At 67.0% G+C, this 14,122-nt stretch carries 14 protein-coding genes; 4 read left to right on the forward strand and 10 right to left on the reverse strand.

Features of this window, described 5'->3' with window-relative positions; all coding sequences use genetic code 11:
- Positions 1 to 5: 5 nt before the first annotated feature.
- From U5A58_RS00730 to U5A58_RS00740, 3 genes are all read right to left on the reverse strand, one after another.
- Positions 6 to 971: an MlaD family protein gene (locus U5A58_RS00730; protein WP_321959933.1), complete on the reverse strand. Its 966-nt coding sequence runs from the start codon at positions 969 to 971 to the stop codon at positions 6 to 8.
- 76 nt (positions 972 to 1,047) lie between these two features.
- On the reverse strand, positions 1,048 to 1,929 hold the full coding sequence (locus tag U5A58_RS00735; RefSeq protein ID WP_321960228.1) for an ABC transporter ATP-binding protein: 882 nt from the start codon (positions 1,927 to 1,929) through the stop codon (positions 1,048 to 1,050).
- Between the two features lie 50 nt (positions 1,930 to 1,979).
- Entirely contained in the window at positions 1,980 to 3,113 is a 1,134-nt protein-coding gene (locus U5A58_RS00740) for an ABC transporter permease (protein WP_321959934.1), read from the reverse strand.
- Positions 3,114 to 3,453: 340 nt separating this feature from the next.
- Between U5A58_RS00740 and U5A58_RS00745 the strand changes: the two genes are divergently transcribed.
- Genes U5A58_RS00745 through U5A58_RS00755 form a run of 3 tightly spaced genes read left to right on the forward strand, consistent with a single transcriptional unit; the run spans position 3,454 to position 5,446 of the window.
- Positions 3,454 to 4,365, forward strand: a complete 912-nt coding sequence (locus U5A58_RS00745) for a biotin--[acetyl-CoA-carboxylase] ligase (RefSeq protein ID WP_321959935.1) — start codon at positions 3,454 to 3,456, stop codon at positions 4,363 to 4,365.
- A complete protein-coding gene (locus U5A58_RS00750; protein ID WP_321959936.1) occupies positions 4,362 to 5,153 on the forward strand; it encodes a type III pantothenate kinase in 792 nt (263 codons plus the stop codon). The genes U5A58_RS00745 and U5A58_RS00750 overlap by 4 nt, the downstream gene beginning before the upstream one ends.
- Before the next feature lie 53 nt (positions 5,154 to 5,206).
- Complete coding sequence (locus U5A58_RS00755; protein WP_321934373.1) at positions 5,207 to 5,446, forward strand: hypothetical protein; 240 nt, start codon at positions 5,207 to 5,209, stop codon at positions 5,444 to 5,446.
- 120 nt (positions 5,447 to 5,566) lie between these two features.
- On the opposite strand, the gene rfaE2 is transcribed toward U5A58_RS00755, so the two are convergent.
- The 7 genes from rfaE2 to U5A58_RS00790 form a co-directional block, all read right to left on the reverse strand.
- On the reverse strand, positions 5,567 to 6,058 hold the full coding sequence (gene rfaE2 / locus U5A58_RS00760; RefSeq protein WP_321959937.1) for a D-glycero-beta-D-manno-heptose 1-phosphate adenylyltransferase: 492 nt from the start codon (positions 6,056 to 6,058) through the stop codon (positions 5,567 to 5,569).
- Positions 6,059 to 6,213: 155 nt separating this feature from the next.
- Entirely contained in the window at positions 6,214 to 7,083 is an 870-nt protein-coding gene (locus U5A58_RS00765) for an acyl-ACP desaturase (RefSeq protein WP_028201777.1), read from the reverse strand.
- Positions 7,084 to 7,568: 485 nt separating this feature from the next.
- Positions 7,569 to 8,774: a patatin-like phospholipase family protein gene (locus tag U5A58_RS00770; protein WP_321959938.1), complete on the reverse strand. Its 1,206-nt coding sequence runs from the start codon at positions 8,772 to 8,774 to the stop codon at positions 7,569 to 7,571.
- A gap of 97 nt (positions 8,775 to 8,871) precedes the next feature.
- Positions 8,872 to 9,627: a PhaM family polyhydroxyalkanoate granule multifunctional regulatory protein gene (locus tag U5A58_RS00775; protein WP_321959939.1), complete on the reverse strand. Its 756-nt coding sequence runs from the start codon at positions 9,625 to 9,627 to the stop codon at positions 8,872 to 8,874.
- Positions 9,628 to 9,746: 119 nt separating this feature from the next.
- Positions 9,747 to 10,571, reverse strand: a complete 825-nt coding sequence (locus U5A58_RS00780; protein ID WP_321907539.1) for an enoyl-CoA hydratase/isomerase family protein — start codon at positions 10,569 to 10,571, stop codon at positions 9,747 to 9,749.
- A 59-nt stretch (positions 10,572 to 10,630) separates the two neighbouring features.
- Positions 10,631 to 11,797, reverse strand: a complete 1,167-nt coding sequence (locus tag U5A58_RS00785; RefSeq protein WP_321959940.1) for an ABC transporter substrate-binding protein — start codon at positions 11,795 to 11,797, stop codon at positions 10,631 to 10,633.
- Positions 11,798 to 11,988: 191 nt separating this feature from the next.
- Positions 11,989 to 12,981 (reverse strand): fumarylacetoacetate hydrolase family protein, encoded by a 993-nt coding sequence (locus U5A58_RS00790; protein ID WP_321959941.1) that lies wholly within the window; start codon positions 12,979 to 12,981, stop codon positions 11,989 to 11,991.
- A 117-nt stretch (positions 12,982 to 13,098) separates the two neighbouring features.
- On the opposite strand from U5A58_RS00790, the gene U5A58_RS00795 reads away from it, so the two are divergent.
- A complete protein-coding gene (locus U5A58_RS00795) occupies positions 13,099 to 14,004 on the forward strand; it encodes an IclR family transcriptional regulator (RefSeq protein WP_321959942.1) in 906 nt (301 codons plus the stop codon).
- The last annotated feature ends 118 nt before the right edge of the window (positions 14,005 to 14,122 follow it).

Consider the following 14,122-nt stretch of genomic DNA (forward strand, 5'->3'; position numbering starts at 1 on the left):
GCGGCCTACTTCGTGCCCCCAGCAGACGGCCACGCAAAGCCCGGCTCGCCGGGCCCGGGCGCGGGCTGCGGCGCGCCGCCGAACAGCACGCTGCGCGGGCTCGTGCTGAAGGTGCCCGCCGCGCGGTCCACGGCGCGCATGGCCGAGCGCACGTCGTCGGTGAGCGAATCGACGCGTGGCAGCGTGTCGTAACCCACGCGCGCCGAAAGGTCCTGGATCGAGGCGTCGATCGAGGTGAGCGCCGCGCCCGCCTGGGCCGCCGCCGTGCCGGCCTTGTTCAGGTTGGTCTGGAACGGGCCATCGGGACGGTTCATGCTCGTAATGAGCGTGTTGGTCGACTGCAGCGCGTGCTGCAGGTCGGTCACCGCGCCGGGAAGCTGCTTCGCGGTGGGCTGGAGCTGCTGGGCGAGCACGTTCACGCTGCTCGCGGCCTGCTGCAGGCTGGTGACGGCCGCCATCACCTGCTTGCGGTTGTCTTCGGAGAGCATTTCGTCGATGTCCCCGGCGATGTTGTCGAGCTTGCGCAGCAGCGCGTCGCCGCGACGCTGGAGCTGGTCGAGCAAGCCCGGACGCAGCGGCAGCTCGGCCACATGCGCCGCGGACGAATGCAGCGGCGAGAGGTCCACGCCGTTGTCGTCGAGCTGCACGAAGGCGATGCCTGTCACGCCCTGCAGCGCGAGCGAGCCGAAGGTGGAGCGCGTCATCGGCGCCTTCTGGTCGACGAGAATGCGAATGCGGATCTGGCCCGGATGCTGGGTATCGAACTTGATCGACTGCACCTTGCCCACGTCGATACCGCGAAAACGCACCGACGCATCCGGATAAAGGCCCGTCACACTGGAGCGCGAGATGAGGTCGTACGGCACGCGCACGGTGTGGTCAGCGCTGAAGAAGATGACGACAAGCGCGATCACGATGAGCAGGCCTATCGTGAACATGCCCGCCCAGAACGCATGCGGTTTGTTTTCCATCGTCAGATTCCTTCTTTGGCGGCTGCGGCGCGCCGGTTCTTGAGCCGGTCAAGCCGGATACAGGCGTGCGCGGGCCCTACCACGGCTTGTACCCCACGGCTGCGGGAGCGAGCGCCGCCGGCGGCAGCTTCGCGCGCCGCTCGGGCGGCAGCGCCTGGAGCGCGCGGCGACCGCGCATGCCCAGAAAATACTCGCGGATAAACGGATGATCGACGCTCGCCGCCTCCTCCACGGGCGCCGCCACGAGCACGCGGCGCTCGGCGAGCACGGCTACGCGCGTGGAGAGCGCGACCATGGCGTCGAGGTCGTGCGTGACGAGCACGACGGTGAGCCCGAGGGCCCGATGCAGCGTGCTGATCAGTTCCACCACTTCGTCGGAGGAGCGCGGGTCGAGCCCGGCCGTGGGCTCGTCGAGAAAGAGCAGTTCCGGCTCCAGCACGATCGCGCGCGCGAGGCCTACGCGCTTGATCATGCCGCCCGAGAGCGCCGCCGGCATTTTGGAGGCGTGCTTGCACGGCAGCCCGACCATTTCGAGCTTGAGCATGACGATGTCGCGCAGCAGCGCGGCCGGCACCTTGCCAAGCTCGCGCACCGGCTGCGCGATGTTGTCGAACACCGTGAGCGACGAGAACAGCGCGCCTTGCTGGAACAGCATGCCGGTGCGCGTGCGCATGAGGCGGGCGCGCTCGGGGTCGATGGTCGAGATGTTTTCGCCGAACATCTTGATGCTGCCCGAGGTCGGCTTTTCGAGCCCGAGAATCTGGCGCACGAGCGTGGTCTTGCCCGAGCCCGAGCCGCCCACGAGCGTGACGATCTCGCCGCGGCGGATTTCGAGGTTCAGATGCTGGTGGACGATGTTGCGCCCGTAGCGCTTCGAGAGGTTGTGGACTTCGATCACCGGCTCGCCGATGGTCGGCAACGGCAAGTCCTGCACGACCTCCTTGAGCGGCGTGGTGATCGTGCCGGTCGTTTTCGTCTCGATCGTCGTTACCGTCGTGCCCGTCGTGCTCATGACAACCCCACGTTCTGGAACAGGATCGCGAACACGGCGTCGGCGAGGATCACGATCGTGATCGACGTGACGACCGACGTGGTCGTGCCCTCGCCCAGGCTCTGCGAGTTCGCCTTGATGCGAAAGCCGAAGTGACAGCCCACGATCGCCACCAGCATGCCGAACGCCACCCCTTTGCCGAGGCCGATCCACACGTTGGCGATCGGCACGACGCTGGGCAACGAGCGCATGAACCACGAAATGTCGATGCCCAGCACGATCTTCGCCGCGATCGCGCCGCCTAGCAACGCAATGATGTCGGTCCAGATCACGAGCAGCGGCATGGCAACGCCGAGCGCGATGACGCGCGGCAGAATGAGCCGCAGCCCGTGCGAGATGCCCATCACGCGCATGGCGTCGAGTTCCTCGGTCACGCGCATGACGCCGATCTGCGCGGTGATGGCCGAGCCCGAGCGCCCCGCCACGAGAATCGCCGAGAGCACGGGCCCGAGTTCGCGGATCACCGCGAGACCGAGAATGTTGACGATGAACTGGTTCGCGCCGAAGAGGCGCAATTGCTGCGCCGAGAGGTACGACAGCACGATGCCGATCAGAAACGCGACGAGCGCCGTGATAGGCAGCGCGCGCGCGCCGGCGTTGTAGATATTCGCCGAAATCTCGATCCACGGCGTGACCTTGGGCTTGCGCAGCACGAGCAGCAAGTCGAGGATCACGCGCCCGAACATGGCGATGCCGCCGTACAGGTGGTCGAAGAACGAGAAGATCGCGAGGCCGAGCTGCGTGACCGGGTCGACGCGCACGATGCGCTCCGCCGGCTCGCGCACGGAATCGAGCAGCGCGATGCGCTCGAAGATGTCGCGCTGCGTTTGCGTAAGATCGACGAGATCGGTGGGCAGCTTGTGGCCCCAGACGCTCCAGAGCGCCTGTCCACCCACGTGATCCATGCGCTCCACGCGCGAGAGGTCCCATTCCCCAATGCGCTCTTGCGCGAGCGCGCGCAGACGCCGGGCGGCGCCGCCCTCTTCGCGGTCGCGCGCGAGCGCGAGCGCCGTCCACTGGCCAGACAGGCGCACGGTCTTTCCGTGGGTGCCGGCCGAGACTTCAATGCCGGGCGGCGTGGCTTGATTCAAGGGTAAGCACTCGACAGGCAGGGTGAGCAAACATTGTAGCGAACGCGCCCCGTTTCGTCGGTCCGAAAGCGCACCGCCGACATGCAAATGCGAGGCGAACTGTGGGTAACACTCTGGATAACTTGTGGACTGCCTGTGGGCGGCCTGTGAATTGCTTAAAGATTAAGCAAATTGCGCGGAATTCGACGGTGCGGCGGTCATCGCCCGGCACCACAGTGCCTGTGGATGATTCCGTGGATAACCTGTGGGCTAGCTGTGGGCGGCATGTGGATACCCGCATTTCGGGCCGAAACGGGCGTTGCGTCCTGCTGTTCACGCCCCAGCCACTACAATATGAGACATGAATGCGACGCCCCCCACCCCCGATACTCCGAGCGCCGGCGACTGGCGCATCGACCGCAACCGCGCGATCACGCTGTTCGGCCCGGCCGCGCACGACTGGCCCATCGAGATCGTCGAGGAAACCGGCTCGACCAACGCCGACCTCATGGCGCGCCTGAAGGCGCTGCCGCAAAAACGCGACGCACTCAAGCGCCCCATCGTGCGCGTGGCCTATCTGCAAACGGCCGGCCGCGGCCGGCGCGGCCGCACCTGGGTCGCACAGCCCGGCGACGCGCTGCTGTTCTCGATCGGCTGCGTGCTGCCGCGTCCGATCGATGGGCTCGCGGGCTTGAGCCTCGCCATCGGCTCGGCGCTGGTGGACGGCCTGCGCACGCTGCCCGTGACCGCGCCAGGGCAGATTGCGCTCAAGTGGCCCAATGACGTGCTGCTCGAGGGCGACAAGCTGGTGGGAATTCTCGTGGAGACGGCCTGGACGACCGCCGACGCCACGGCGGTCGTGATCGGCATCGGCACGAACGTGCGCGGCGAAGATGCGCTCGCCGCCAAGGTCGAGGCGCTCAACGCCGCCGGCGGCAGCGCAGCGGTCGTGCCCGGCACGACGCCCACGGCGCTCTCGCGCGCGTGGCCGAACGCCAACCTCACCGACACGCTCGCCGCCGAACTCAACGCGCTCGAAGCCGCGCTGCAACGCTTCGGCGCTGCGGGCTTTGCGCCCTTCCAGGCGCGCTGGAACGCGTGCCACGCTTACGCGGGCCGCGAAGTCGCCATCTACGAGCAAGGCAAGGAGCTGCTGCGCGGCACGGCGGCCGGTGTGGACGAGAGCGGCCAGCTACTCGTCGATACGCCGAACGGGCGCGAAACCGTCACGACCGGCGACGTGTCGCTGCGGCTCGCGGACGGCGGAGCATGAGCCGGGGTCCCTTCCTCCTGATCGACGCAGGCAACAGCCGGATCAAATGGGCGCTCGTCGCGCCGGACGGGTCGCGCCTGCATGCGGGCACCATCGATCACGTTCCCGCCGACTCTACGCAAGCCACGTCTGACACCCGTTGCGAGGAATGGGCGGCGCTGCCCCGGCCCGCTGGTGCTTGGATCTCGAACGTCGCGGGCGCAGCGGTCGCGCAGCGGCTCGACGCGCTAGTCGAGGCGCACTGGCCGGGCCTCGCGCGCACCGTCGTGCGGGCGAGCGCGCAGCAATGCGGCGTGACGAACAGCTATGCCACGCCCGACGCGCTCGGCAGCGACCGCTGGGCCGGCATGATCGGCGCACACGCGGCCTATCCGGGCGAACCGCTCCTGATCGCGACATTCGGCACGGCCACCACACTCGAAGCCCTGCGCGCCGACGGCACGTTCGTGGGCGGCATGATCGCGCCGGGCTTCACGCTCATGATGCGCTCGCTCGGCGAGCACACCGCGCAACTGCCCGTGGTCGCCGGCGGCATGGCGGATGCTGCCCACCCGGGCATTGCCTTCGCCACCGACACGCGAACCTCGATCTCGGCGGGATGCGCGCTCGCGCAGGCGGCGCTCGTCGAGCGCGCCTTGGCCGATTTACAGGACGCGTGGAGGATCCCGGTGCGGCTCGTGGTGAGCGGCGGCGCCGCAGCCGAAGTGACAGCGGCGCTCAAGGTGCCGCATACTCGCCACGACGCACTGGTGCTGTCGGGCCTGGCGCTCATCGCGGCGCAGTGCTGAGCTGCGACCCCGGCCATGAAACTGAACGAACGATTTCGAAGGAGCTTCACACGATGCTGCGCTGGCTGATCGCCATTCTGATTCTCGCCAACGGACTGGCTTTTGCGGCCATTGGCGGCGTGTTCGGCCCGACGCCCGCGTCGGGCACGCGCGAAACCCAGCACCTGAACCGGCAGATCCACCCCGAGCGGCTCGTGGTGAAGGCGATCCGGCCCTCCGAATCGGCCGACGTGCCGACCGTCGGCGGCCCGGTGGCGGACCCGGCGGTGCAGGCATCGACCCTGACGCAGTAAGCGGCGCTTCAAACGCAACCGGCCGGAGGCCGGGCGCGCCCAAGCCTCGGGCGGCCCGGCCTCCGGCCGGTTTTGCATCTGGCGAGCGCACGCTGTGAACGTGCGCCCGGTCGCCGCAACTTACTTCGATCCTTCCTGCGCGCGCACTTTCTGCAACAGCTTCGTCGTGGAGCGATCGTGCTCGAAGGCGATCGCGAGCGCCCGCCCGCCCCACCCGCGCACCAGTGCCGACTCGGGCAGCGCGTCCATGTCGTAGTCGCCGCCTTTCACGAGAATGTCCGGACGTACGGCCTGGATCAGCTCGACGGGCGTCTGCTCACCGAACTGCACCACCCAATCCACGCTCTCCAGCGCCGCGAGCAGCGCCATGCGGTCGTTCTCGTTGTTGATCGGGCGATCGTCGCCCTTGCCGAGCCTCTTCACCGAAGCATCGCTATTCACGCCGACGATCAGCGTGGCGCCCAGCGCCTTGGCATCGGCGAGATAGGTCACGTGTCCGCGATGCAGGATGTCGAAGACGCCGTTGGTGAACACCACGGGGCCCGGCAGCGAGGCGCGCAGTTGCGCGAGCGCGTCGCGGGTCGTGATCTTGCGTTCGAAGGAAGCGGGCATGGAATAAGGCTCGGCTAAGAAAATGGGCGTGAGTCGATTCAGGCAAAGCTGTTACCGAACGCCCCAATGAAAACGGCCCGTCACGCGAATAGCGCTTCGGGCCGTCCCGATCGCGGCGCGCCACGAAAGGCGCGCACGCGAGATGTCCCGGCGCATCAGGCCGGCTGTTGCGTGCCTTGCTCGGCCTGCAGGCGCTGCACCACTTCCTTGCGATAGCGGTTCAGTTCCTGCGCCGTGGTGAACGTGCGCTCGAACAGGATCGAGAGGTTGTGCAGAATCCGCTCGATGACCTTCTTTTCCCAGCCGTCGTCGAAACGGATCTGCTCGTCGAGCCAGCGCTCGAGCCATTCCGGGTCGGGCAGGCGCGACTGCACGGTGTCGCGCGGGAACAGCGCCTGGTTCACGTGCAGGTTCGTGGGGTGCAGCGGCTTTTCGGTGCGGCGCGCCGACGCCATCAGCACGCCGATCTTCGCGAACGCCGCGCGCGCGACGTCGCCGAAATTGTTCAGCGCCTTCTTCATGTAGCGCAGATACGCGCCGCCATGGCGCGCTTCGTCGCGCGAAATCGTTTCGTAGATGGCCTTGATGACCGGCTCCGTGTGCCATTCGGCAGCGCGGCGATACCAGTGGTTCAGGCGGATCTCACCGCAGAAGTGCAGCATGAGCGTTTCGAGCGGCGGCGCCGGATCGAACTCGAAGCGCACGGCGTGCAGCTCTTCTTCGGTCGGCACCATTTCCGGCTTGAAGCGGCGCAGGTATTCCATGAGCACGAGCGAATGCTTTTGCTCCTCGAAGAACCACACGCTCATGAACGCCGAAAAGTCGCTGTCGTGGTGGTTGTCGCGCAGGAACATTTCCGTGGCCGGCAGCGCCGACCATTCGGTGATCGCGTTCATCTTGATGGTCGCGGCCTGCTCGTCGGTGAGGAGCGACGCATCGAACTTGTCCCATGGAATGTCCTTTTCCATGTCCCATCGGACCGATTCGAGCGATTTGTAAAGTTCCGGATAAAGCATCGTGTTCATAGTCCCGCCCCTGATCTGCGCAAAACGCGCGCATGACGAATTCGTAGCGTGCCGCGTGCCCGCATAAACGCGGTCGCGCAGGCAAAAAGCATTTAATTTTACGCGGTATCCGGCCCTCTGGACGCAATCGCAGACCGGCGAACGCAATACGCGTTGCCCCACGACAATCCAGCCAACCGGAATGAAGGCGCCGTCGTGGATTCTGGGTAGCTGCTCCGTGCCTCGAACCCGGCCGCCTGATACCGCTGATCACTTCCGATGCCCGCGAGGCGTGCGAACCATCGCCACGGGTCGATGCGACACAATGTCGCACTCTGGTGCCCCGCGCTCGACGTCCCTTTGCCGCACCTTGCCGGCTGATTTTTCAACGGGCGAACATCCCGCCCGTCAAGGCCGTGGACCCTGTGCGGCGAAGCAGCGCATCGCCGCACACAACTCCCACAAATGACCAGAAAAACCTTACACAATAATAGCATGCCGGTCTTTCAGTTCCGCCGCGCCCCCAAATCCGCGATCGCGCCGTCCGCCGGAGCTTTGAGCCAAGTCAAAAGAACATCGCTTTGCGCTAGCGTGTCGCGATAACCCAGTTCAATCAATTCGCGCGTGAATTCGCGCTCGAACAGCAAATAGCTCGCGAATGCCGCGCCGGATGCGCGGTTGCCGCCCATCGCACCCAGCAGCATGCGCACCGAGCGCGGCAACTGCTGCAAATGGCGCGCGGCGACCAGCTCGATGCGCTCGCTCGGCGCGATCGCGAGCACCTCGACATGCCGCCAGCCGCTTTCCGGCTCCACCGCATGCGGCAGCTGCAGCACCATGCGGTTCACGTGCTCGATGCGCTCGATATCGGCGCCGAGCGCGTCGAGGAACACACTTGCGAGCACCTGCTGGCCGATCTGCGCGAGCGTCGGATACGTGTCTTTATCGCCTCGCGCCGCGGGCACTTCCGGCGTAGGCGTGGCCGCGCCGAGCACGACGATGCGCTGCGCGCCGAAATGGATGGCGGGAGAGAGCGGCGCGATCTGACGAATCGAGCCGTCGCCGAAATATTCGTGGCGGCCGTCGAGTTCGAGGCGCACAGCCGGAAAGAGGAACGGAATCGCCGCCGACGCAAGCAGATGAGCAGGCGTGAGCGCGACCATGCGCGCAGTGCGCTGCGCGCGCCGCCAGGCGGTGATCGGCTCACTCGCCTGGTAGAACGTGACGTGCCGCCCCGACGAATAGCTGAGCGCCGTGACGGCGAGCGCATGGAGCCGCCGCTCGTCGAGCATCTGCTCGATGCGGTGGAAGTTGAGCGAGTGCGGGAGCATCCGCGCAAGCGGCGTGCTGTCGAACAAGGTGCGAGGCGCAGTGCGCGCGCCCACGCTGGAGGCGGCCCAGCCAAACGCGAGCGCGGCCAGCCAGCGCGCGCCCGCGGCCGCGACGCCGGGCCAGTCGGTGCGATAGATCTGGCTTGCGCGCATGTCCGACCAGATCTCGACGAGGTGCGCTGCGCCCTGCGTGAACTGGTCGGCGTGACTCGCGATCGAGGTGGCGTTGATCGCGCCCGCCGAGGTGCCGCAAATTACGGTGAAGGGCATGGCGCGGCGCGCCGGCTCGGCGTGGCTGGCCAGTTCGGCGAGCGCGCGCAACGCGCCGGCCTGGTAGGCCGCACGCGCGCCGCCGCCCATCATCACGAGCGCAAGCCGCATGATGCCGACGCTCCCCGCTGTTGTGCAGCTTTTGTCCCGGCGTCGCCTTTCTGCTGCGTCCCCCGGGACCGTTCTTCGTAACGTGACGCCGCGCGCCTTATTCCGGCTGCGCCGGTGCCTTCTTCGCGCCGCGCGGCGCGCTGCGGGCCGCCCCGCTGCTGTTGCCGTTGCCGCCGTTGGCGCTGCCGGCGCGTTTGGCGGTGCTGCTGCCGGTGCTACGCTTGGCCGCCGCGGCCGCGGTCTTCGCTTGCGCTTCGCTCACCGCTTCGGCTGCGGCTTGTGCCGCCTCCGCGGCGGCGGCCGGCTGCGCCATCGCGAACTGCGCGAGCTGGTTGAACTGCGCCTGCACGAGATTCCACCACGAACCCGCGTCGAAGCCCGGCGGCGCCGATGCGGCGCCCTCGGCCGCATCGCCGGCGCTCGCGCCTTCCGGCTCGGCGGCCCGCTCGCGCGAGGCGCCCGCTCTCGGCGCTTCGGACTCGGCGTGCGTTGGCGTCATCTGCGCCTGCGCGAATGCGCCGAACGCGCGCAGCGTGGAAAGCGTCGCGCGTTGCACTTCGAGCGCCTGGATGGCGGACTGCAGCATGCCGAGATTGAGCTTGAGCCACTGCTCGACGGCGCGCAGATCGGTGATGCGCTTGTCGAGTTCCTCGATGTTGGTGAGCGGCGTCATCATGTCGGACATCATCGAAAGCGACGGGCCGAAGGCTTGCGCCACGCCCGGTTCAGTACCCGGAAATGCGCCGCCGAACGGCGTGAGGCGCATCATCCCCCACATGCGGTCGAGCATTTCGGCGGGCGGAAAGCCGGGAAAGCCCGGGAACGGCGGCATGTTGCCTGCTGGGTCGGTCATGCGGATCTCCCTCGCATAGATAGGTGGTCAAATGCGCACGCGGCGGCGGCGCAAAGCGATCTCTTCGATGATAGCGCGCGCAAAAGTAGAAATCGGTATAAAGCACCAACCAACGCGCGTCAGAACGGATCGCCGCCCGGAAAATCGGGCGCGCGGCGCTCGCGCAGCGACTGCACGCCTTCGCGTACGTCGGGTCCCGCGAAACCCATGAATTCGAGCGCGAGCGACGTGTCGAAGGTCGGCCCCGCCATGCGCAGCCAGTTGTTGAGCGCGTACTTGGTCCAGCGCACCGCGGTTTGCGAACCACCCGCAAGACGCTTCGCCACTTCGAACGCCTTCGGCAGCAAGTCGTTCTCGTCCACGGCTAGCGAGACGAGGCCGATGCGCTCCGCTTCCTCGCCGCTCACCGGCTCGCACAGCAGCAGGTAGTACTTCGCCTTCGCCATGCCGCACAGCAGCGGCCACACGATCGCGGCATGATCGCCCGCCGCGACGCCGAGGCGCGTATGGCCGTCGATGATGCGGGCCGTTTTCGTCGCAATGGAAATGTCGGCCAGCAGCCCCGCGACGAGCCCCGCGCCCACCGCCGGGCCGTGCATGGCCGAAACGATCGGCTTGCCGCAGTTGATCACGTTGTAGACGAGGTCGCGCGCCTCGCGCCACACGCGCGCGCGCACGTCGAAATGCGTGGCCATGTCCTCGACGAGCTGCAGGTCGCCGCCCGCCGAAAAGCCCTTGCCCTCGCCGCGAATCACGGCGACGCGCGCGTCGGGATCGCGGTCCACGTCGCGCCAGATTTCGGCGAGTTCGCGGTGCATATTCGCGTCGGCGGTCGCGAGGCCGCTCTTGTTCGCGCCCTCGCCGCTCATCACGATCTCGACGATGCCGTGTTCATGCCGCCGCACGCGCAGCGCATGATAGTGGGCGTAAAAAGGATCGTTCATCGGCGGACCTCCTTTGCTTCGGATTGCTGATTACATGAATGCGATGACCGTGCGGCTCATCAATGCGGCTGATACACCCACTTGCCATCGCGGATCTCGACCATCACGCGCGCTCGCGCATCGAGGCCGAGGTGATCGGTGGCGCTCATGTTGACGACGCCATTGGTGTCGTGCAGACCGTGCGTCGCTTCGAGCGCGTCGCGCAGCGCGTGGCGAAACGCGGGCGTACCGGGCGCCGCCGCCTTGAGCGCAATGGGTATCGCGTTCTGCAGCAGGAGACCCGCGTCCCACGTGTAAGCGCCGAACGCCGACACCGTGCCCGCGCCGTTGCGTGCTTCGTAGCGCGAAATATAGTCGAGCGCGAGGCGCCGGCCAGGCGCGTCTTCGGGCAGTTGCGCGGCCACGAGCACCTGGCTCGCGGGCAGGAACGTGCCGTTGCAGTCGGCGCCGCACACGCGCAGGAAGTCGCGGTTGCCCACGCCGTGGTTGTGATAGATGACGCCCTTGTAGCCGCGCTCCTTGAGCGCCTTCGGCGGCAGCGCGGCGGGCGTGCCGGCCGCGCCCACCACGACGGCGTCGGGGTGGGCCGCGACGATCTTGAGCACCTGCCCCGTCACGCTCGGGTCGGTGCGATTGAAGCGCTCGTTAGCGACGAGCTTGATGTTGCGCTGCTGCGCGGCCTTCGCGATCTCCGCATAGAACGTCTCGCCGAGCGCGTCGGCCTGGCCGATATAGGCGAGCGTTTTCACGTTGTGCGCGGCGGCGTGCTCCATGATCGCGCCGGCCATCATCGCGTCGGTTTGCGGCGTCTTGAACATCCAGTGACGCTTGTCGTCCACAGGCTCGATGATCTTCGCAGACGAAGCGAGCGAAATGGTGGGCGTCTCGCCCTGCGCGATCACGTCGAGCATCGCGAGCGAATTGGGCGTGATCGACGAGCCGATGATCGCATCGACATGCTGTTCGTCGATGAGCTTCTTCGTGTCCTGCACGGCCTGGGTCGTGTCGGAGGCGTCGTCGAGCACGATGTACTGAACTTTCTGGCCCGCGATCTCGGTGGGGAACATCGTGGCGGTGTCGCGCGCGGGAATGCCGAGCGAGGCGGCCGGGCCCGTGAGCGACAGCACGAGGCCGATCTTGACCTGCGCGAGCGCAAGCGTGGGCACACAGATACTCAAAAGCAGGGCGATGCGTGCAGCAAGACGGCTGGGGCGAGAAGCGTTCACGATGTCTCCTTGTCGTTATGCATTCGTTTTGCGTTTTTTTTCTGCATGCGGATGCTGCGTGCTTCTACGGCTCGTACTTTGACTGGTCTCCCCAACTTCTCTCGAAGAAAAAAGGGCGTTCGCCAGTGTAGCCGCACGCGTGGCGCGCGGCATCCGGCGAAACCCTTCAGCGCTCGCGTGTCACTGCTGCGTCACTGCTCGCCGTGGAGCGACACCACGGCCTGATCGATTGCACCGAAAATCGACTTGCCCGCTTCGTCGAGCATTTCGATCTTCACGCTGTCGCCGAACTTCATGAATTCGGTGCTCGCCTGGCCGCTTTCGATCATTTCGAGGCAACGCTTCTCGGCGATGCAGCAGTAGCCGCGCTTGGCGTCCTTGTTCGAGACCGTGCCCGAACCCACGATGGCGCCCGCCCGCAAATTGCGCGTTTTCGCGGCGTGAGCAATCAACTGGCCGAAGTGGAACACCATGTCCGTGCCCGCATCGGGCTGGCCGACCTTCTTGCCGTTCCAGTGCACGATGAGCGGCAAATGCACGCGCCCTTCACGCCAGTGTTCGCCGAGCTCGTCGGGCGTGACCATCACCGGGGCGAACGCGCTGGCCGGCTTGCTCTGGAAAAAGCCGAAGCCTTTCGCGAGTTCCGCGGGAATGAGGTTGCGCAGCGAAACGTCGTTGACGAGCGTGACGAGCCGCACGGCCCTGAGCGCTTCGTCGGGGCTCGCGCCCATCGGCACGTCGCCCGTCACGACGGCGACTTCGGCCTCGAAGTCGATGCCGAACGCCTCGGACGCGCACACGATGTCGTCGCACGGTCCGATGAAGTCGTCGCTGCCGCCCTGGTACATGAGCGGGTCGGTCCAGAACTCGGCGGGCATTTCGGCGCCGCGCGCGCGGCGCACGAGTTCGACGTGATTCACGTACGACGAGCCATCCGCCCATTGGTACGCACGCGGCAGCGGCGCCATGCAGTCGCGCGCGTCGAAGCTGAACGCGTTGCGCGCGCGCCCGTAGTTCAACGCGTCATACAGCTCGGCGAGCTGCGGCGCGTAGAAGCGCCAGTCGTCGAGCACGCGCTGCAGCGTGGGCGCGATCGCGTCGGCGATGGCGGCGCTGCGCAGGTCGCGGGAAACGACGATCAGTTGCCCGTCGCGGGTGCCGTCCTTCAGCGTGGCAAGTTTCATGGAATCAGACGTGAGTGACGATAAGGGAAATGTATTCTACGATGGTGAATCGGCGGGGCCCAAGCGGGGCGCGCCGCACGCCCTCAGTTGCCGTACATCGAACACCACAACGCCTCCATGCCGCCTACCGTCCGATCCGCCTCGCCACGCGCGAGCGCCACAGACGCCACGAACGCCGAAGATCTCGCCGACGCCCTCGACACCGCCGAAGCCTCCGAAGGCCCCGAAGCCGGCGAAGAAAAGCTGCGCTCGGGCATCCAGTCGATCGAAGTGGGCTTTCGCCTGCTCGAAGTGCTAACCGGCGAGCCGCGCGCGATGATGCTGCGCGACCTCGCGCAGCGTGCGGGCATGAGCCCGGCGAAGGCGCATCGCTATCTCGTGAGCTTCATGCGCCTCGGCGTCGTTGCGCAGGACCCGCTCTCGGGCCGCTACGAACTGGGCGGCTTCGCCTTGCAGCTTGGCCTTGCCCGTCTGGCGCGCGTGGACGGCGTCAAACTCGCGCGCATCGCGCTCACCGAATTGCGCGACGCGCTCGACATTACCGTGGGCATCGCCGTGTGGGGCAACCAGGGGCCGACCGTCGTGCACTGGCTGGAGTCGAGCCACCCGGCGAAAGCGTCGCTCAAGCTCGGCGACGTCATGCCGATGCTCAGTTCCGCCACGGGCCTGCTGTTCGCCGCCTACCTGCCGCGCAGCAAGACCGCCCCGATGATCGAGCGCGAACTCGCGGGCGCGCAGCACTACTCGTACGGTTCCACGCCGCGCACGGCAGAAGCGCTCGAACGCGCACTCGCGCAAGTGCGCGAGCATGGCGCCGCCCGCGTGGAAGGCATGCTGCTGCCGACCATCCACGCGTTCTGCACACCCGTGTTCGACGCGAGCGGCGAACTCGCGCTCGGGCTCATCGCGCTCGGTCACGAAGGCGCGTTCGATATCGCCTGGAACGGCGCCGTGGACACCGCGTTGCGCGGTTGCGCCGAGAAACTGTCGTACGAATTGGGGTACAGTCCGACGCCGCGCTGAACGCTGGACAGCCCGGGCGGGTTGCATGTGACCCCGCCTCGCGCGGCGTCTGGGTTTCTGCGCGTCCCCGGCACGTTGTGTCACAGTAACGTCCGACAGATACCGACTCACGAACCGC

The sequence above is a fragment of the Paraburkholderia sp. J7 genome (assembly GCF_905220155.1).
GTDB lineage: Bacteria > Pseudomonadota > Gammaproteobacteria > Burkholderiales > Burkholderiaceae > Paraburkholderia.